Source organism: Flavobacterium branchiarum, assembly GCF_030409845.1.
GTDB lineage: Bacteria > Bacteroidota > Bacteroidia > Flavobacteriales > Flavobacteriaceae > Flavobacterium > Flavobacterium branchiarum.
Map to the genome: position 1 here is coordinate 1,803,629 of NZ_JAUFQQ010000003.1, position 19,401 is coordinate 1,823,029.

A 19,401-nucleotide genomic window follows, 5' to 3' on the forward strand; every position below is an offset into this window, starting at 1 on the left:
TTCGTTAAATTATTTTTTGTTAATTACTTGGGCAACTTTAGCAGTCGATTTCTCTGGCTGAATTACTTGTCCTTCCTGAAGTTTGTCGATTCCGCTTAATACAATTTGATCTCCCGTTTTTACACCATCTTTAATAAGATAATCTGTTCCCATTTTGCCCATTATTGTGATTGGCATTTTGTTTACTTTATTGTCTTTATTTAGTGTATAAACAAATACTTTGTCTTGCATTTCGATAGTTGCCGATTGTGGAATCAAAATAGCATCGTCATGCTGAATCCCTAAACGGATTTTACCTGTATTTCCTGAGCGTAATGTTCCATTTGAATTTGGGAAAGTTGCTCTAAGTGTTATTGCTCCGGTGTTTTTATCGAATTGTCCATCGACCATGTCTATTTTTCCAAGTTGTGCATATGCATTACCATCGGCTAGAATTAGAGAAACAGGAGGTAAGTTTTTGATTTTATCCCCTATTGTATTTCCTGAATATTGAGTTTTGAAATTGATGAAATCAGTTTCTCCTAATGAGAAATACGCATACACTTGATGTACATCTGATAGTTTTGTTAGTGGTTCAACATCAGATGCCGATACTAAACTTCCTTGTTTTTTTGGAAGTCTTCCGATATATCCGTTTACAGGAGCTGTAATTGTAGTATAGCTTAAATTAATTTTTGCTGATTCTACCATTGCTTTAGCTTGCTCAATATTTGCAACTGCGACTCTGTGGGAAGCTTTTGCGGTTTTTAATTGATAATCTGAAACTACTTTGTTTTGTACCAGAGGAGTTAGTTTGTCAATTTCTAATTGGGTGTTGATTAATGTCGCTTCTGCTGCGTGAAGGTTTGCAAGTGCATTGTTCAGTTGCTCACGAAATGGACGATCGTTTATTTTAAACAGGGATTGTCCTTTTGAAACATAAGCACCTTCATCGACTAAAACTCGGTCTAGATTACCACCTACTTGTGGGCGAATTTCAACATCTATTGTTCCTTGTATTGAAGCAGGATATTCTGAATCTGTTGTTGCATTTGTGTTTTTTATTGCAAGTACTGGTAATAAAGGGGCTGCAGGAGCTGGCGCTTGAGCCTTATCTGCGCATCCCATTACAACTAGAGCAAGTAGGATACTGGTTATGAATATTTTTTTCATTTTAGAATTGATTTTAATTTGTTGAACATTTGAGTTAATTATTTTTGGAGAGGTGTTTGTATTAATTTGATTCATGTTTAATAATGTTCTTTTATTTAACAGTGTTAAGTAATTAGGTGTAAAAATTCATATAATTATTCTTTCTAAGATTATAAGTAAATTATAATCGGTATTAAATTATTTATCACTGTTAAGTGAGGTTTGAAAAAAAATCTAAATCCTTTTTGGTAATAACAATTTGATTTAGAAACCGTATTAAATTATTTATCAGTGTTAAGTAGGAGAGGTAAAAAAAATTCTGACTCTTTGATGAAGGCAAAATTCGGTTCAAAATTACAACATTAAATTACTTACCAGTGTTAAGTGAGGATTAAATTTTTTTTAACGGATCGATTTTATAATTCCACCAATGGCGTCTTTTAAAATTTGTGTGTTAATAGTTTCTAATACTTCACTTTTGTTGATGATATTGATAGAAATTAAACCGTGTATAACTGAAAAGAATGTAAAATATTTTTGTTTTATCACATCTTCAGATGGTTTGCTATCTTTCATTATTTCTGAAATAACGGCAACGAATAGTTTGTATGGTGCTTCAGAAGCTGAACATCGCTCATTACAGCAAGTCATTTGTACTCCAAACATTAGTTGATACATATCAGTACTTGTGAATGCAAAATCCCAATATGCCATCCACATAGCTTCTAGTTGCTCTTCTGGATTGTCAAATTTGTCTCTTGCTTTTTCTAGCTCGACTGTTAATTTTGAGAAACCTCTACCAGTTAGTTCTTGTAAAATTGCTTCTTTATTTGAGAAGTATTCATAAATGATTGGAGCAGTATATTCAATCTTATCTGCAATTTTTCGCATACTAAGACCTTGCCATCCATCTTCTTTTACAATAGTACAGGCAGCGTCCAGAATGTTTTTTCTGGTCTCTTCTTTTTGTCTTAAAATTCGATCTTTGCTTGCCATTTTGATAGAGTATTAAATTGTTTAACACCGTTAGGCAAATGTATGGCAATTTTTATAACTACAAAATAAAACTTTCATAGTTTTTTCTTATTGTTCCATTAGAATTTTTTAATGAATCGGTTATTTGTTGCAAAAAGACTGGAATAGTAGGAGCTTAGAACAATTTTAAGTGTAACAGATTTTATAAAAAAAATGTGTTTTTAATTTTAATTTCTTCAAGGATTTCATGAAGCCTTGAAGAAATTACTTTAATATTTTAATTAGCTCGAGTAACTTTGTGTAGCAATTTTATCATTGATGCTATCATAAAAAGGAGTTTTTAAGCCATTTTTATGACTGTTTTCAATAACATAATCTACTAAGAATTGCTTTTCAGTTTGATTGTTGTTTTCAAAGTCTAATTGCAAAGATGATTTGGATTCAAATGGAAACTTGGTCAATAAATCCTTTGCCGTTTCAATGTCTTCATCAGTCAAAATTATATTGCTTTTGCTGGCAAGCGATTGAATTTCTTTCATCATATTTTCGAGAATATGCATTAGGTTCGCATCTTCCAAAAGCTGTCCGAAAGTAACTTTATAAGCCGATGTTATCCCAGCAACTGGTGCAACAAATAGGTATTTCTTCCAAAGTATTTGATTTATATTAGGAACATAAGTTATATCTAAACCTCCTTCGGTCAATAAGATAATTACCCATTTATTCACTTTTTCTCCACCTACAAAAATCTTTCCTGGCCCACCAACATGCTGAACTGTTCCTGGTTTTTTTACATTAGAAGCAACATAAATGCAACCTTCCATAATTTGTCCTAATTCAGGTAATGCCTCACGAATTATCTCTTTGGCATTGACTACATTCTGCAAAGTAATTATAATGGTATCAGCGCTAATACAATCTTTATAGGTATTTATTATTTCACTTACCGAATAAGATTTGCTAGTAATTAGTAACACATCTAAGATTCCGATTTCTGCTGGATTATCAGATACTAAATCAGGGAATACCGTTTCTGTTGTACCTTTTGATTCAAAAAATAAACCTTCGTTTTGTATGGATTTCTTCGTTTCGCCTCTGCAAATAAATATAATCTTGGTTGCACTTGATTTGTATTTCTTTGCTAACGGTGCACCAACAAATCCACCGATTCCACCAATTCCAAGAATTCCTATTTTTATTGTATCTGAGTTCATCTTTTACTATTTAAGGTTTTTAGTTATAGATGCAAAGTAAATAGGTTCGTATTCATTAATTGATGTAAAAATATAGGTTATATTTGTATAATTTAAGGATTATGAATAATACATTTTTTATATATAAAGACTTTGAAATTTATTCGGTTGAAGAATTAACTTGGAAAAAAGAGGTGCATAGACATAATTTTTTCGAGTTGCTTTATATCGAATACGGTACAGGCAATCACATGTTAAATTCGATTCATCATAATTATAAGCAACATGATATTTATTTGCTTACGCCAAAAGACTACCATTCTTTTAAAACACTTGAGCCTACAAAGTTTCATTGTTTACGGTTCTTGCCTAATTTTTTTTCGAATAAAAAGGAGATTGAAGAAATCGAAAAATTGTTTTATTACCACAATCAACTCAATGGAAATTTGATCTTACAGGAAGATGACAAAGTTTTTTGCCAGTTGGTTATTTCTAAAATATTAGATGAGGTTGCCAATCAGAAAGAACAAAACGAAATTATAATTAAGAGCTTGATGATGTCGCTTATTCAGATAATCAGGAGGAATGCAGGAATCAATGAAAATGATTTTAATATAAAATTGACTGAGGTTTTAAAGATTGATACTATCTTAAGCTACATCCGGTTGAATATTGCCAATCCGCATTTGCTTAAGAAAAAAGAAATGGCAAGCTATTTTAATGTTTCTATAAATTACATTGGGGAGTATTTTAAAGCACATTTAAATATCACCTTACGAGATTACATCAAGCAAACAAAGTTAAAGGTTGTAACTGAAAAGTTGAGTAAAAGTAATTTGACGTTTTCAGAAATAAGTAACGATTTGAGTTTCATCGACAGCAGTCATTTTAATAAATTTATAATGCGAAGCACGGGTATGTCACCATCAGAATTTAAAAAATCATTGATTGTTCCCTCGTAGAGACGCACTTTAGTGCGTCTTATGTGAAAACGTAAAACGTAAAACGTAAAACGTAAAACGTAAAACGTAAAACGTAAAACGTAAAACGTAAAACGTAAAACGTAAAACGTAAAACGTAAAACGTAAAATGTGAAAACGTGAAAACTTGAAGGAACGCGGATGACGCGGATTATAAAGGATTTTAAAAGCAATAAATAAAATCTGCATCATCTGCGTTCCATTTTAGACAATCTCTAGAGCCTCCAAAATTCTAAAAACAAAAAAAACACCTTTAAACATATTGCTTAAAGGTGTTTTTGAAATTAAATTAATTCTAATTATGAATCGGTGTTGCTAGTATCTTTTTTACGATATACCAGATAAAACACTTGTGGTAATACAGTTAATGATAATATCATACAAGCTATTAATCCTCCTACAATCATAATTGCTAATGGTTTTTGTACCTCAGATCCCATTCCTGTAGACAATGCAGCAGGTAATAATCCAAGTGAACCCATAAGAGCAATCATAACAATAGGACGAATTCGGCTGTAAATACCATTTGAGATAGCGTCTTTTAGATGCATATTGGCTCTCATGTTTTCTTTTATTATTCCGATGAGGACAATACTATCAATTGCACTAACACCAAAGAGAATGATAAAACCAATTCCAGCAGATATTCCGAATACAGTTCCAGTTATCCATAAAGATAAGAACCCACCAATGAAGGCATATGGCATTGCACTTATAGCTACAAGAGTGTCTTTGAAATTTCCAAAGTTAAAATACAACAGACATAAAATCAGTATTAATACTACAGGAACAATAAGAGCTAATTGTTTAGAAGCTCTTTCTTTACTTTCAAATTCTCCAGCCCATTTCATTATATTCTCTTTAGGAAGTTTTACTTCGGCAGCTACTTTTTTCTGAGCTTCATCGATTGTACTTCCTAAATCACGACCTTCGATACTAAAACCTACAGCAATATATCTGCTATTTCCTTCACGATATATAAACGTTGGACCAGTTTTATATTCTACGGTAGCGATTTCTTTTAAAGGCACCTTTTTCCCGTTCATAGTTGGAATAAGGATATCTTCAATTTTTTCTTTAGAGTCACGATATTCTTTTTCGAAACGTAAGCTAATATCAAAAATCTTTTCGTCATCATAAAACTTCGTTGCGGCTTGCCCACCAATAGTCATTCGGATAACGGCTTGAGCATCGGCAGTTGTAATTGCATAACGCGCCATTTTTTCATCATGAAGGTGGATTCTCAATTCAGGTAAACCAATGTTTTTGTATACGTTTATGTCTTCGATTCCTCTAACATCTTTGATAGATTTAGCTACTTTTGCGGCCATTTCTTCAAGTTGGAATAAGTCATTACCGAAAATTTTAATTACAAGCGGACTTTTTACTCCTGCAACATATTCTTCAACATTATCTTGAATAGGCTGACTAAATCCAAAATTAATTCCGGGATAAACATCCAACTCTTTTTTAATCTCGGCGATTAAATCGTCTTTACTAATTTTACGTTTCCATTCATCTTGATGTAGTAATTCAATATGCAATTCAATATTGAAAAAACCTGTTGGATCCGTTCCATCATTCGGTCTTCCTGTTTGTGTAAGAATGAATTTGACTTCTTCAAATTTCCTTATTTTCCCTTTCATTTCTTTGGTAAGTCTAACGGCTTCATCCAAATTGATGCTGTTTGGTAAAGTGGCTCTTATATAAATTGCCCCTTCGTTTAGTTTCGGAATAAATTCGGAACCATAAAAAGCAAATTTCCCACAGCATAAAGCAAGTAAAGCTATAAAGCCGTATAAAGTTGCTTTACGATGACGCGTACTCCATTTAAACAGTTTAAATAGATTTTCTCTAAAGAAACGTGAAATCATATTTTCTTTTTCGACAATATTTTTGGTCAACATTACTTTACACATTGCGGGTACGTAGGTAAGTGACAAAATTAGTGATCCTAATAGCGCATAACTTAATGTATAGGCTAGGGGAGAGAACATTTTTCCTTCTACTTTCGTGAAAGAGAATATAGGAAGCAGTGCAACAATTAAGATAATTAGAGCAAAGAAGATATACGTAGCTACACTACCCACACTTTTTTTGATTAGCCCCATTTTACTCATGCTGTTAAAACGTTCCATACCTACTTTATGGGCTTTCTTTTCGAGTGAAACAAAGACCTGTTCGACTATGACCAGTGTTCCTTCGAGTAGTAGTCCAAAATCTAAAGCTCCCATAGAGATTAAATTGGCTGGTAATCCTTGAATTCGCAACATGATAATTGCAAACAAGAATGAAAGCGGAATAACAGAAGCTACAATTAAAGAAGTTCGCCAATTGTAAAGGAAAATAAATACAATTAGGGATACAAGTAAAATACCTTCAACAAGGTTTTTTGTAACTGTTTTTACGGTTGTGTTAACTAATTCGGTACGGTCAATAAACGGCACTATTTTTACATTATCAGGTAGTACGCGTTCGTTAAGTTCGTTTAAACGATCTTTAAGTTTCTTAATAACCTCACCCGGGTTTTCACCACGAAGCATAATTACAATACCTTCCACAACATCGTCTTCACCATCTAAACCTACTTGTCCCAGTCTTGGTTTAGCAGATATAGTTACTTCGGCTACGTGTTTTACTAATATTGGTGCTGCTCCTTTGGTTTCTATAAGGATGTTACCAATGTCTTCTATTTTATTGATAAGACCAACACCTCTTACTACATAAGCTTGATCACCACGTTGTATTACATCTCCACCTACATTTATATTACTTTTTGATACAGCTTCGTAAACATCGAGAGCTGATAGATTGTAATTTTCTAATTGAGTAGGGTTAATTTTTATTTCAAATATTTTTTCTTCACCACCAAAGCTAACTACATCGGCAACTCCGGGAACAGAAACTAGTTCTTTCTCGATTACCCAATCTTGAATAGCTTTTACTTCTTTAATAGGTAAATCACTTTTTATGATATATCTAAAAATTTCGCCAGTTGCTCCGGATGGTGGTTCAATATCTACATCGGCTCCTTCTGGTAAATCCAAACCGTTAAGACGATTGGATGCATATTGCTGTGCATAAAAATCATCAACATCTTCATCAAATAATACGGTTACTACTGATAATCCAAAAAGCGAAATAGAACGTACTTCTGCTTTTTTAGGTATTGTATTCATTTGTTTGGATATTGGCAGTGTGATAAATTTTTCAACTTCTTCAGCACTTCTACCTGGCCATTGTGTAATTATCCTTGCTCGGGTATTGGTTACGTCGGGAAAAGCTTCTATAGGCGTATTGATATAGCTTACTATTCCGGCTACTAGTAACACTGCTGTCAGGAAAAAAACTATAAGTGAGTTTTTTAACGAGAATGCTACTAAACCTTGTACAAATTTTTTCATGTCTTGTATTGTGTTTATCCGTTTTTATGGAGGATACTTAGTTTTTTAATCTTTCGTGAATCAACAAGTGATTTTGAGTAATAACCTTTTCACCTTCTTTAACTCCTTTATCAAAATAAATCCAGTTATTGTTTTTTATAATTGGTGTTATCTCTCTGGTTTCAATAGTGCAATCGTCTTTATAGATTAAGATATAATTACGATTATTGTCAAAAATGGATGCTTTTGCTGGAATAGCAACAAGCATTTCATCTCCTAAGCGTTTGTCAATAATGATATCTGCAGTCATTCCAGGTTTTAACTTTAGATTTTTGTTTTCCATTACAATTCTAGCTTTAAGCACATGTTCTTCGGCATCAAAAACTTTAGAAAGCATGGTTATTTTTCCTTTAAATATTTCTCCGGGATAAGCAGGTGTTGTAACATCTACAAGCATGTTCTCTGTAACGTTTTTTAGATTACTGGTATAAACATTAACCAATACCCATATTTCTTTTAAATCAGAAATTGTAAATAGCGGTTCGCTGCCACTAGTAATTTGCATTCCGGGACTAATGTTTTTAGCTACAACATAGCCCTCAGTAGGTGCTTTTATCTGGAAAACAGCTCTTTCGCTACTAGCGCTAAACATGGCTAAGTTTGCTTTTACGTTTTCAAGTGAAGATTTTAAGACATCCAATTCACTTTGTGCTTGCATAAGATCTTTTTGTGAAGCAATTCCATCATCGAACATTGATTTCGTAGCCTGCAACTGACGCTTAGCAACAGCTAATTGGGACTGTATTGATTTACTTTCTGATTGCATACTGTTGAGTTCAGTACTTTTTATTTCAGCTAGCACTTGTCCCTTTTTTACATAATCACCCAATGAAAAAGTAGTTTTGGTTATAATTCCTTCTACAAGGCTATTAAATTGAACTACATGATCGTTATTATAAGTAATGTTTCCCGTAAGATTAATAGATTCACTAACCGCACGCTTTTGTGCAGACTCGATAATGATTTTTTCTTTTAGGTCTTTATCGATACAGAATTTCTCGTCTTTTGTATCTTTAATTTCTTCTTTTTTGCCACATCCGGAAACGAGCATTAGCCCAAGGATAGGAAGTAAAATATGTTTCTTCATTATGTTTGTTATTATTTTAGATAATTAGCACAGTTTTCGAGATTAGGATAATTAGTTAATTTCCTGACCAGCGATGTAACTTAGTTCTTCAAGGTTTTTATTAAGGTCTTTTTTAGAATTTAGCAGTATTGATTTGTTTTCTATATAGGCCTCTACAAAATCAAGATATTCTAATATACTGGTATTTCTTTGCATGAAGTTTTTACGATAGCTTTCTAAAAGTTTATCCAAATCGCCTTCATAATTAGATTCAACACTTTCGTATAGTTTTTTGGTAACGATTAAATCTTCATAGGCTTGTAATACTTCAGCTTGTACGCTAATTGCTTTTTCTTCGGTTAGTAATTTACCTTGATCGATAGCAATTTTTGCAGCTTTAATATTTCCTTGGTTTCTATTAAAAAATGGAAGATCCATAGCAAAACCTACACCAACGAAATCGTTCATTAAACTAGCACCACGATCATAACTAACCCCAAGAGTAACATCAGGAGTTCGCATTGCTTTTTCGTATTTGTATTTTTTTGTATTATATTCATTTCCTAGTTTAAGGACTTTCATATCAGGTCTGTTTTCTACAGCCGATGCCATAAGATTACCTAAGTTTATGTTATCAATGTTTTTATTATCAGGAACAAAACCATCATTAGTAAGCTTAATGTAGCTCGTTGCAGGAAGGTTCATTAGGACTTTTAATTCTTTTTGTAATGAATTGTTTTCCTTTTTTAGGTCGGTGATTTCTTTTAAGAATTGTAATTCAGATGCCTTTAATCTAATGTATTCTCCTTTACCAATATTTCCCTGTGTAACTTGATTGCTATAGGCTTTGAGTAATGTTTGCATCGAAGCAAGTTGTTTTTGGTAAACGGCTTCTTGAGCTTGAACAAATTGTAGTTCAGTTAGATTTCCTCTAAACTCAATTTTCAGATTGCGTAAAAAAGTTTTAAAGTATTCTTTGGCAATATCTACGCCTACTTTTTCCATGGCAATCATCTTTTTTCTTTTTCCAGCAGTTTGGATAAGTTGCTCCAGCTCGGCATTAACTTGAGATGTAGTACCAAAATTTCCCCATAAAGGAGGTAATTTTTGTGCTGTAGCATTACTCCAAAGATTTATCTCTGAAACAGTAAGCGTTGGATTTGGCCATAATTTTGCCTGAATAACTTGTGCATCAGCAATATCGATGTTTAGCTTTTCGGAAATAAGAGAAAGATTCTTATCTAGAAACAAAGCCTCGGCCTGTGTTCGAGAAAGAACAATTGTATCGTTTTTTGTATTGATTTGTGCCACAGCTTTGTGTGATACAATAACGAGTAGGGTTAAGATTATACGTTTCAAATTATGTTGTTTTAATATGGTGCAAAGCTACTTGCGGTATATTAAATGATAATTTGATGTATATTATAAGAAGATTAGAGCAACATTAGAAAACGATTAGAGTGCCGGAAATAGTAAGGTTACCGTAGTACCTTCGTCTTTTTTAGATACAATTGTAAAATGAATATTATTTTGTTTGAAGATAATGTTAGCTAAAGATAATCCTACACCGCTCCCTTTAATTTCATTTACATTTTTGCCCCTGTAAAAGGTTTGTTTGATAAATTTTAAGTCGTTTTCACTGATACCAGTTCCGTGGTCTTCGATTACAATTTTTAATTGATTGTCTTGTTGTAACAGGCTTATTTTTATAGGATTGCCATTTGAATATTTAACGGCATTCTCTATGATATTATACAATGCAATTTTAATTTCATTGCTATTTCCTTTTATCGAAAGTAGTTTGTCATTAGTGATTTCTATTGCAATTTGTATTTGAGCGTCTTTTAATTTGTGTACAGCAGGCAATTGGTCGTTAATATCCCATACCAATTCATCTACTCTAAAAACTTCATTAAGTTCGGTATTATCTCTAAGTCCAGAAAGCATCATAAGTGTATTTAGGGTATCTTCTATTTGATACACGTTTTCTAATACTTTTTCAGACATCTCTTTATACTCAACACTGGTTCTTTCCTTTTGAGCAAATACCTCTAGATTTCCTGATATGGCTGTTAAAGGTGTTTTAAATTCATGAGAAACATAATTTATAAAGTTTTTTTGAATCACAAATGTATCAGATAAACGCTTAAACAAATTATTGTAGGTTTCTATAAGTTCTTGAATTTCGTCTTTTGTATCTGGAGAAATAATTTGTCTATCTAATGATGAAGCTTCTATTTCGTTTACCTGATTTACGATATTCTTTATTGGACTATAAGCAAGGTTCGATAATTTTCGACTAACCAGATATATTATTATAAGCCCAATAATTAGAACTAGTACCATGATTATTAGTAATCGATTAGTAATCGTTTTAAATTCGACATCATTTTTTTTAACAAAAACCACAAAGTCTCCTTGGTTGTCATGGTAATAACTTCCAAAATAAAAATGATGTTTTGATTTAAAACTTAATTTTCTATATTTTCGGATATAGTCTAGTCTTTCGGGAGTTATATTTTTATCACTTTCTTTTTCGCCATAGACAATTTCGTTTTGCTTGTTATAAACACGAGTTACAATCTCTTGAGAGTTTTCTTTGAATTGTTGCCCAATGATTAAATGTTGATTTTCGGGTAATTCATCTTTCTCTAAATAGAATATTCCAGTAAGCAAACACGTTTTTTGAAGTTCATTGTACATTATCTTTTCTGAATAGCTGTAAAATGATAAGTAGGTTATAATCGAAGCAATTATAAATACAATGCTAAAAGTAAAGGATGATATTAATGTAAATCTGTTGCGTATTTTCATGGCTATTCTTTGATCATATATCCAGTTCCTTTTATAGTATGGATAAATTTATGGTTTTGTTCAATTTTGTTTCTTAAGTAAGAAATGTAAACATCGACTACATTGGTGTTGTTATCATAATTAATTCCCCAAACGGCATTTAAGATTTGAGTTCTAGACATGACTTTGTTTCTATTTTCAAGTAAAAACAATAGGAGTTTATACTCTCTTGGTGATAAATCAATAGGGGAGTTGTTCTCGGTAACTTTGTGTTCTTCGGGGTTTATGGTTAAGCTCCCGCAGGTATATAGTGTTTCGACTTTGTTATAATTAAATTTAGTCCTTCGGGTTAGTGCGTTAACTCTAGAAATTAATTCCTGAAAATGAAACGGCTTCACTAGATAATCATCGGCTCCAGAATCTAGAGCATTTACCTTATCATCAGTATTACTAAGTGCACTAAGCATTAATATTGGAGTGTGAATTTTTTTGAAACGCATTAGTTTCGTTAATTGAATGCCATCAATACCAGGAAGCATAATATCCATTAGGATAATATCCCAAGTGTTTTCTTGAAGTAAGTCTCTGGCAATCTCACCAGTTTCGGCCAAATGCACTGTAAAATTGTTTTCTTCTAAACCTTTTACAATAAATTCGCTTATGCGTTTATCGTCCTCAATGAGTAAAACATTCATACTTAAAATCTAATGTTATAATAGTTGTTTTTAATAGTATTCTGATGAGGTGTTATTAGTAAACAGTACCTACAAAATTATACAAATTGTAATGATTGCTTAATAATGGTACACTGACGATGCGTATTCGCTAAGGCGAAAACACAGATATAAACGTTTTTTAAATTAAAAAAACTGTTTATAAAGATTCTCAAAAATACTACTTAATTGTGGGAATGTACTATTAATATTTAAGGTTATAATCACGATGAGTTTTTTTTAATATTTTGTTGTGAAAGACATTTATTGAAAAATTAATATCAATTCGTAAATTAGCGGCGATATAAATACATTCGAATGACAGTACTTACATTTACTTTAATTATGCTTTTTGGTGCTTTTTTAGCCGGTTTCATAGGTTCATTATCAGGTTTAGGAGGCGGAATAATCATTATACCTTTATTAACCGTTGTTCTAGGAGTTGATATTCATTATGCAATTGGAGCAGCCTTAGTATCAGTTATTGCGACTTCATCAGGCTCAGCTGCAGCATATGTAAAAGAAGGAATTACCAATATGCGTTTGGGAATTTTTCTTGAGATAGCCACTACTATCGGCGCTGTTGGTGGGGCATTACTTTCTACAATTGCACCAACGTCTTTTATAGCTGTTTTATTCGGACTCACATTAATTTTTTCAGCTATTAATTCATTACGAAAAAAAGAAGAACATATTGTTTTAGAGTCAAGTCCATTGGCCAAAAAACTTAAATTGGAAGGAACTTATCCTACTCATGATGGTGAAGTAGTGAGTTATGGAACAAAAAATGTTGTAGGTGGTTTTAGTATGATGGGAGTTGCAGGAATGATGTCTGGATTACTAGGAATAGGTTCTGGAGCTTTTAAAGTAATTGCAATGGATAATATCATGCGAATTCCGTTTAAGGTTTCTACCACAACTAGTAATTTTATGATGGGAGTTACAGCAATGGCAAGTTCTGTAATTTATATTCAGAAAGGATATATCGAGCCAGGAATATGTATGCCCGTAGTTATTGGTGTTTTATTTGGTGCGATGGCAGGAGCAAAATTATTAGTTAAAACAAATCCTAAAAAGCTTCGAATCTTTTTTGCCTGTCTTATTTTTGTACTTGCAATCAACATGATTTATAATGGACTTAATGGAAAAATCTAAGAATATGACACACGAAAAATTTGGAGAAAAAGATTTTCAATCTATTATAGGGAATTTATTGCGCTACGGAGTATGGATTTCATTATCTGTAGCTTTCATTGGCGGAATTATTTATTTGATGAATCATGGTGGCGATATCGAAGATTATTCGGTATTTAAAGAAAACGATAGAAACATATTCGAAGTAATAACAGCTATTTGTAACGGAGTTATTAAAGGAAATGGGGAATCAATCATATTTTTTGGTGTGATATTACTGTTTCTTACACCTGTATTACGTGTAATATTGTCGTTGTTTTCTTTTTTACTAGAGAAAGATTATATGTATGTAGTAATTACTCTAATTGTAATTTTTATTATTCTGGTAAGTGTTTCATTAGGTTTTTCTCATTGATGAGATAAACCTAATGAAAAAAGATCTTGAGTCTATTTTGTAACTTGAAATAAGAGTGTCCTAATCAACTTTTATCATTACACTTCCTGAAAGTAAATCGTGTATTGCGCGATTTTTTGAGTTCATTAGTATGCCAATAAATGAAATCCAGCCCAAAATAATCTTAAAAAAATACCTGATTGTTGATTGAAATATATTCAGACGCTTTGAAGTATCTGATATTTTTCTGACTCTGATTCTATTTTTATGATTTCCTATTGTGGCGCCAAATGCTGTGCAGATTGGCTCATACATGAGCAATGATGCAAACAATATAATTTTAACCCAATTAGGCACATTACTAAAATTAGTAAGTATATCAGTAAAAAGATACATACAAGCTATAAGTAATAGGGTATCTATAAATGTAGATTTAGTTCTCTCTAGGATAGTAGGGTACTTTTCGGCCATGTATTAATTTCAGTTAGCTAAATTCTTTGAGTTTACATTTATTATTAAATACTATTTAATTTGCTTCGACCAAAGCAGGTTCCAGTTGAATTTTTTATTGAATGTTATCAGCTTCAATTAATAATGGCTCAATTTTAGAATAGTCTTTGATGACTTTTATAGTTACTAAGGCTAGTGGAATTTCAATAATCTTATCAATAATATTCAGAATTGTACTTGTCGTTAATTGATCTACAGATGTAGCATCAGCAGTATATCTATAGATGACTTGCCCCAAGATGTTGTTAACAATCCAAAGTGTCCACCATAGAGTCAATGCTTTAGTTGTAAAATTTGCATCAATTTTTATTCCTTTTTTTGATAAGTAAAAATCGGTAACATTATATAGTTCTTTCATTATTTGTAATGGTCTGTATAGACACATAATTGGAACAAACCAAGATCCAGCAGCCCATCCTTCTCCATGCGACAAATTTTCAACTCTTAGATGAAGATTATAATAAGCTCGTCTGAACCATTGTATAAAAGTAACTCCTGATATAAAGAAAAAAATCACGTAAATGATCGTAATTATTTGTTGCGTGCTGTCATTTGCATTTGCTTCATCTGGAGTTATAAAACCTCCATTAGCAACATTATGAAGTAAATTGTATTGTAAGAAGTTTGAAATTAATGCAACAACATTAATTGCTAAAACAATTGATACTAATAGAATTGCATTTTTTGCCCTTTGTCCGTTAGGTCTTAATTCGTCCATTATATTATTTTGGTTAGTGGTTTTTTAGTAATGCGAATATATTCTATTTTATACTATAAATCGTATTTAAATTTGGTAGAAATAAAATTTATTAATAGCATAATTTTTATTCAAAGCTAACTTTGCTAAAAGGAGGAATAAAAGAGATAATTATATTAACCCATTGGAGTACAAATCTCAATTAAAAAGCCATCAATATCTCTTATATAGGCAACAGTTTGTCCCCAAGGTTTTTGTTTTGCTTCTTGTAAAATAGTTGCTCCAGCTTTTTTTGCTTTTACAAGTACTTCATCTACATTGTCGGTTATAAAACCTAACTCGGAAGCAAAAGGTTTATTGGTTAAATCACTTTCGATAAAACCTTCTTTTAAGTTTGAATTTGCAAGTTCTTTTGATGCAAATGCAATTGTAGTTTCACCTGTAATAAGTTCTCCGTAATCGTTTTCGGGAGTTATGAATTTCCTTGTAAAGCCAAATGCATCTTCATAAAATGAAATTGATTTACTTACATCACTAACGTATAAGATTGTGTAGCCGAATTTTACCATTTGAATTTTATTAAATGTTTTAGAAAAATTATTACTCGAATTTTAATCAATATTTTAAACTAAAAAAAGCTTGGCGAAACAGAAATAATATGTTTTTAATTGTACGAAAATACAATTAAAAATAAACTCCTGTCTCACCAAACCTAAATTAATTATGCTTTATTTTGTAACAGTACTTGTCCATTCTGTACCGCTAATATCGGTAAGGGTTATAATATAGCTAGTGTTTTTTTGTAGTTGCTTATTTGTCAAATCAAAACTAAGAATTGCTTTTGCTCCAAGCGGAATTATCAAACTATGTCTACCAGGTTTTACTTTAGTAACATATTTGTTTGCTATAGCATCCTTTGGAAACTTAGCTAAATCTTCGCCTTTTAAATCGATAATGATTTTTCCTTGTTGGTCTTTTAATTGAATTCCGATTAAGAATGATCCATATACATCTACGCCTTCAGTACGATATATTTGAAATTGTAACGAATCATTTTTTATAGTTGCATCACTAATTTCTACTTTAGGCTTTACCGATTTGTTGTGTAATTTTCCAAATACACCACCATGGAAATACTGATTGGTAAATAAGGTAAGTGCCAATATCAGTAATGAACCTATTAGAACAATTGGTTTAAGATTAGGAATGTTTAACGGACCAGAACCTATCCATGAAAACCATTTTGTTTTAGTAAATGCATAGTTTTTATTCATGAAGTAATTGTCGAGTGAATAAGAACCGCTTCCGCTTAAGAATAGGGTAAATCCACAAGCAATACCCAATACACCAATTTGCCATTCATCTAAGCAAGTAGTCCCAATCCAACCAGAGCCTAATAAAATTCCCATAGCCAAACTAAATACTCCAAAACTCATCAATCGTGTAAAGAGCCCAAGCATAATGAGTAAACCTACAATAGCTTCGATGATGGTGAAACTGACCATAGACCACCACAGCGCTTCGGGATTAGTTACTAAGTATTCGATTATAGGTTTAATTCCTAATGCGTTCGGAAGGAAATGATTGAATTTTTCACCAATATATCCTGCCTCATCTTGAATTAATTTGTTTTCGAGAATAAGTCTTCTCCAAAAAGCCGAAAAGTATGTCCAACCAATAACCAGCCTAATAGAAAGCGTAAAAAGACCAGCCACAGTATAGGGCTGATTCATATGAATGTTTTTCATAAGTATATATTTTAATTTTTTAAACTACAGTAAATAAAATGCGACATGATGAACTATGCCAAGTTGGATTTTAATTGTTTATATAAAATATACAAAGGAGGTTTGTTTACAGCTAATACATTTACATTAATAGAAGTATTATGTAATGCAGTTGCTAATGAAATTTGATTCTGAGGAATAGAAACAGGTAAAACAACAATTTGTTTACTGAGTTTTGTAACACTATTTTCTAATTGATTAACGCTAGATTCTTGTACTTCGCAATAAGAAGTCCCAGTTTGTGCAGTTTGGTTCTTATTAAGCGTCTGAAAGTACTCAATATCGAATGCAGAAAATAAAGAACTCTTTACCGAACACGGAGCAAGTGCAAACACTACAGCAAGTAGTATCAGGACAAGTCGCATTTTTTGAGTATAAGTTCGTTTGTTTTTCATATTTTCCAAAGATAGACTATTGTTTTGCTTTTGTGTTATTGATTAGGAAAGAAATTTATTCAGTAGGCTCTTGCTTGAGCTATAGATTGATATAAGAAATAGATTTGTTCAATTGCCTCCTGCTTAAGCTAGGCATTGATAGTGGAAGACAATTATTCAATAGGCTCCTGCTTCAGCTGGAGTCTATAGATTGATATAAGAAATAGATTTGTTCAATTGCCTCCAACTTTAGTTGGAGTCGAAAGGATTATTAGTTAATAAGGCTTTAGCCAAAATAATGAATGATTTTGGCTAAAGCCCTTAAATTTTATGTTTTTTATTCCTCCAGATGAAGCAGGAGGCAATTAAAAAAAAGAGCTAGTATTTCTGAAAACAATTAATGATTTTAGCTAAGCCTTTATATTTTGTGTTTTTTATTCCTTCAGATGAAGCAGGTGGCAATTAAAAAAACAAATTAGCTTTTTTAAAAATCATAATTTTTTCTATTTATGCGAATCTCTCAAAATATTTTCAACCATTTCTAGCGCTCTTTCATAAGTTATTCCGTTTTCTTGGTCGATAGTAAGTTGGTGATTTTCTTCGATACATTTAATTTCTGGAATAAATCCAATTCCTTGCTCGATAGCAATTGTTTTTAGGCTTAGTGTTTCACCATAATTAGGAACCATTGTTTGCAACCAACCAAAATACGGTTCTTGTTTGGTGCGATCTTCATCTTCCCACAAGTCTATTCTGGTTTCAAAATTTTCAGGACTAATAGATGTCCAAATATCAAATGCAAAATCTTCATGATGATTAATAATTGGAATTGTCAATCGACCACGATGGAAGAAGTATTTTTTATCAACAACGCATAGACTTTCTTCTAATTCAATTCTTTCTTCTCTCTCTTCGGGAGGGACTGAAAAATAATACTCTGGATAATCAGAGCCAAAACAAAGCGGAAGAGCGTTATATATTATATCACAACAATTGCACTTGTAGGCTGTTTTGTTTGTTTCTGTGTTTAAAAATGGAATTAATTTCAATGTATTTGGGGGAATTAGTTTTATTAGTATTTATCAAAAGTCTAAGTAGGTAACTTCATTTGGAAAAATACAAGTTAGCTATTTCTATCAGATAAAACTAGAGATTATTCAAAATGCAGAATTTATTCAGAATTGGATATGAAATTTGTAGTATAATACAACTTTATTATTTTTTGCTATCAAATTATAGAAATCCAAACCATTTATTATGATGAAGAATTACGCTTGTTTATTTGTTAACTCGTGTATTATTAATCCTTAATTTTTATTAAAATGCTAAAAACCATCCTGTTTTTATTATTGAGTGTTAGTACTATTAATGCTCAAAATATTGTAAAAGATACGGTAGCCGTAAAAATTGATACGGTACAGAATTTGAAGTTCAATTACAAACAACTCATCATTCCGGGAGTTTTAATTGGATATGGGCTTATAGGTCTTGAAAGTGATTATTTAAAAGGCTTTAATTCTCAAATTCATGATGAAGTAAAAGAGGATATTGATAGGAGGATTACTATTGACGATTTCTCGCAATATGCTCCAGCGGCTTCAGTTTACGCTCTAAATGGATTAGGGATAGAAGGAAAGAATAATTTAAAAGACAGAACTATAATATTAGGGACTTCATACGTAATTATGACCGCTACGATATTAGGGTTAAAATCGCTTACCAAAGTCGAAAGACCAGACGGAAGTTCAAAAAACTCATTTCCTTCAGGACATACAGCAACAGCTTTTGCAGGAGCCGAATTCTTGTATCAGGAATACAAAGACAAATCAATATGGTATGGTATTGCAGGTTATGCCATTGCAACAGGAACAGGAGTTTTCAGAATGGTCAATGACAGACATTGGCTTACAGATGTTGCAGCAGGGGCGGGAATCGGAATTATGAGTACGAAAATTGCTTATTGGGTAAGTCCTTACGTTACAAAGAAGATATTTGGAGAGCGAGAAAAAAATGTAACATCGGTAATAACCCCATTTTATAATGGCAAGCAAATCGGATTTGGATTTGCAATGATGTTCTAGAAATTTAGGTTAAATTAATAATGCAAAAATAGCGCGGTTCTATTTTTGCATTTTTTCATTCTACTGGTTTCTGGTCTATTATGAGGATATAAATGCATGCGTGTTTTTGGAAACAATCTGATTTAATAAT

18 protein-coding genes are annotated in these 19,401 nt (G+C 32.0%); 4 read left to right on the forward strand and 14 right to left on the reverse strand.

Going from position 1 to position 19,401, the window contains the following annotated elements; all coding sequences use genetic code 11:
• Positions 1–9: 9 nt before the first annotated feature.
• The 3 genes from QWY99_RS08655 to QWY99_RS08665 form a co-directional block, all read right to left on the reverse strand.
• The gene (locus tag QWY99_RS08655; RefSeq protein ID WP_290263785.1) at positions 10–1,152 is read right to left on the reverse strand and encodes an efflux RND transporter periplasmic adaptor subunit; all 1,143 of its coding nucleotides are present in this window, start codon (positions 1,150–1,152) and stop codon (positions 10–12) included.
• A 381-nt stretch (positions 1,153–1,533) separates the two neighbouring features.
• Complete coding sequence (locus QWY99_RS08660) at positions 1,534–2,127, reverse strand: TetR/AcrR family transcriptional regulator (protein ID WP_290263788.1); 594 nt, start codon at positions 2,125–2,127, stop codon at positions 1,534–1,536.
• Between the two features lie 260 nt (positions 2,128–2,387).
• A complete protein-coding gene (locus QWY99_RS08665) occupies positions 2,388–3,320 on the reverse strand; it encodes a ketopantoate reductase family protein (RefSeq protein ID WP_290263790.1) in 933 nt (310 codons plus the stop codon).
• A 101-nt stretch (positions 3,321–3,421) separates the two neighbouring features.
• Here QWY99_RS08665 and QWY99_RS08670 point away from each other — a divergent pair, with 101 nt between their 5' ends.
• On the forward strand, positions 3,422–4,261 hold the full coding sequence (locus QWY99_RS08670) for an AraC family transcriptional regulator (protein WP_290263792.1): 840 nt from the start codon (positions 3,422–3,424) through the stop codon (positions 4,259–4,261).
• A 317-nt stretch (positions 4,262–4,578) separates the two neighbouring features.
• Here the strand turns inward: QWY99_RS08670 and QWY99_RS08675 are convergent, their stop codons facing one another.
• From QWY99_RS08675 to QWY99_RS08695, 5 genes are all read right to left on the reverse strand, one after another.
• Positions 4,579–7,683, reverse strand: a complete 3,105-nt coding sequence (locus QWY99_RS08675; RefSeq protein WP_290263795.1) for an efflux RND transporter permease subunit — start codon at positions 7,681–7,683, stop codon at positions 4,579–4,581.
• Between the two features lie 37 nt (positions 7,684–7,720).
• Positions 7,721–8,809 (reverse strand): efflux RND transporter periplasmic adaptor subunit, encoded by a 1,089-nt coding sequence (locus QWY99_RS08680; protein WP_290263797.1) that lies wholly within the window; start codon positions 8,807–8,809, stop codon positions 7,721–7,723.
• A 51-nt stretch (positions 8,810–8,860) separates the two neighbouring features.
• A complete protein-coding gene (locus QWY99_RS08685) occupies positions 8,861–10,147 on the reverse strand; it encodes a TolC family protein (RefSeq protein ID WP_290263799.1) in 1,287 nt (428 codons plus the stop codon).
• Between the two features lie 96 nt (positions 10,148–10,243).
• Complete coding sequence (locus QWY99_RS08690; RefSeq protein WP_290263801.1) at positions 10,244–11,602, reverse strand: sensor histidine kinase; 1,359 nt, start codon at positions 11,600–11,602, stop codon at positions 10,244–10,246.
• Between the two features lie 2 nt (positions 11,603–11,604).
• Positions 11,605–12,276: a response regulator transcription factor gene (locus QWY99_RS08695; RefSeq protein ID WP_290263803.1), complete on the reverse strand. Its 672-nt coding sequence runs from the start codon at positions 12,274–12,276 to the stop codon at positions 11,605–11,607.
• A gap of 336 nt (positions 12,277–12,612) precedes the next feature.
• Here QWY99_RS08695 and QWY99_RS08700 point away from each other — a divergent pair, with 336 nt between their 5' ends.
• Together QWY99_RS08700 and QWY99_RS08705 are read left to right on the forward strand one after the other, a co-directional pair.
• The gene (locus tag QWY99_RS08700) at positions 12,613–13,449 is read left to right on the forward strand and encodes a sulfite exporter TauE/SafE family protein (RefSeq protein WP_290263807.1); all 837 of its coding nucleotides are present in this window, start codon (positions 12,613–12,615) and stop codon (positions 13,447–13,449) included.
• A gap of 4 nt (positions 13,450–13,453) precedes the next feature.
• Positions 13,454–13,843, forward strand: a complete 390-nt coding sequence (locus QWY99_RS08705) for a DUF1634 domain-containing protein (protein WP_290263809.1) — start codon at positions 13,454–13,456, stop codon at positions 13,841–13,843.
• A 60-nt stretch (positions 13,844–13,903) separates the two neighbouring features.
• Here the strand turns inward: QWY99_RS08705 and QWY99_RS22265 are convergent, their stop codons facing one another.
• From QWY99_RS22265 to QWY99_RS08730, 6 genes are all read right to left on the reverse strand, one after another.
• Positions 13,904–14,293, reverse strand: a complete 390-nt coding sequence (locus QWY99_RS22265) for an RDD family protein (RefSeq protein WP_353960573.1) — start codon at positions 14,291–14,293, stop codon at positions 13,904–13,906.
• Between the two features lie 94 nt (positions 14,294–14,387).
• A complete protein-coding gene (locus QWY99_RS08710) occupies positions 14,388–15,050 on the reverse strand; it encodes a DUF4328 domain-containing protein (protein ID WP_290263810.1) in 663 nt (220 codons plus the stop codon).
• Positions 15,051–15,205: 155 nt separating this feature from the next.
• Positions 15,206–15,598 (reverse strand): VOC family protein, encoded by a 393-nt coding sequence (locus QWY99_RS08715; RefSeq protein WP_290263812.1) that lies wholly within the window; start codon positions 15,596–15,598, stop codon positions 15,206–15,208.
• Positions 15,599–15,757: 159 nt separating this feature from the next.
• Complete coding sequence (locus QWY99_RS08720) at positions 15,758–16,777, reverse strand: TQO small subunit DoxD (protein ID WP_290263815.1); 1,020 nt, start codon at positions 16,775–16,777, stop codon at positions 15,758–15,760.
• A 53-nt stretch (positions 16,778–16,830) separates the two neighbouring features.
• Positions 16,831–17,211 (reverse strand): hypothetical protein, encoded by a 381-nt coding sequence (locus QWY99_RS08725; protein WP_290263816.1) that lies wholly within the window; start codon positions 17,209–17,211, stop codon positions 16,831–16,833.
• Between the two features lie 482 nt (positions 17,212–17,693).
• Positions 17,694–18,239, reverse strand: coding sequence for a DUF2199 domain-containing protein (locus QWY99_RS08730; RefSeq protein WP_290263818.1), 546 nt, complete (start codon positions 18,237–18,239; stop codon positions 17,694–17,696).
• 273 nt (positions 18,240–18,512) lie between these two features.
• Between QWY99_RS08730 and QWY99_RS08735 the strand changes: the two genes are divergently transcribed.
• Positions 18,513–19,271 carry a phosphatase PAP2 family protein gene (locus QWY99_RS08735; RefSeq protein ID WP_290263820.1) on the forward strand — a complete coding sequence of 253 codons (759 nt, stop codon included), beginning with the start codon at positions 18,513–18,515 and terminating at the stop codon, positions 19,269–19,271.
• The last annotated feature ends 130 nt before the right edge of the window (positions 19,272–19,401 follow it).

Excerpts from the sequence above, each read along its gene's own strand:
- QWY99_RS08655 (WP_290263785.1), bottom strand. The coding sequence starts at position 1,152 with ATGAAAAAAATATTCATAACCAGTATCCTACTTGCTCTAGTTGTAATG.
- QWY99_RS08660 (WP_290263788.1), bottom strand. The coding sequence starts at position 2,127 with ATGGCAAGCAAAGATCGAATTTTAAGACAAAAAGAAGAGACCAGAAAA.
- QWY99_RS08665 (WP_290263790.1), bottom strand. The coding sequence starts at position 3,320 with ATGAACTCAGATACAATAAAAATAGGAATTCTTGGAATTGGTGGAATC.
- QWY99_RS08670 (WP_290263792.1), top strand. The coding sequence starts at position 3,422 with ATGAATAATACATTTTTTATATATAAAGACTTTGAAATTTATTCGGTT.
- QWY99_RS08675 (WP_290263795.1), bottom strand. The coding sequence starts at position 7,683 with ATGAAAAAATTTGTACAAGGTTTAGTAGCATTCTCGTTAAAAAACTCA.
- QWY99_RS08680 (WP_290263797.1), bottom strand. The coding sequence starts at position 8,809 with ATGAAGAAACATATTTTACTTCCTATCCTTGGGCTAATGCTCGTTTCC.
- QWY99_RS08690 (WP_290263801.1), bottom strand. The coding sequence starts at position 11,602 with ATGAAAATACGCAACAGATTTACATTAATATCATCCTTTACTTTTAGC.
- QWY99_RS08695 (WP_290263803.1), bottom strand. The coding sequence starts at position 12,276 with ATGAATGTTTTACTCATTGAGGACGATAAACGCATAAGCGAATTTATT.
- QWY99_RS08700 (WP_290263807.1), top strand. The coding sequence starts at position 12,613 with ATGACAGTACTTACATTTACTTTAATTATGCTTTTTGGTGCTTTTTTA.
- QWY99_RS08705 (WP_290263809.1), top strand. The coding sequence starts at position 13,454 with ATGACACACGAAAAATTTGGAGAAAAAGATTTTCAATCTATTATAGGG.
- QWY99_RS22265 (WP_353960573.1), bottom strand. The coding sequence starts at position 14,293 with ATGGCCGAAAAGTACCCTACTATCCTAGAGAGAACTAAATCTACATTT.
- QWY99_RS08710 (WP_290263810.1), bottom strand. The coding sequence starts at position 15,050 with ATGGACGAATTAAGACCTAACGGACAAAGGGCAAAAAATGCAATTCTA.
- QWY99_RS08715 (WP_290263812.1), bottom strand. The coding sequence starts at position 15,598 with ATGGTAAAATTCGGCTACACAATCTTATACGTTAGTGATGTAAGTAAA.
- QWY99_RS08720 (WP_290263815.1), bottom strand. The coding sequence starts at position 16,777 with ATGAAAAACATTCATATGAATCAGCCCTATACTGTGGCTGGTCTTTTT.
- QWY99_RS08725 (WP_290263816.1), bottom strand. The coding sequence starts at position 17,211 with ATGAAAAACAAACGAACTTATACTCAAAAAATGCGACTTGTCCTGATA.
- QWY99_RS08735 (WP_290263820.1), top strand. The coding sequence starts at position 18,513 with ATGCTAAAAACCATCCTGTTTTTATTATTGAGTGTTAGTACTATTAAT.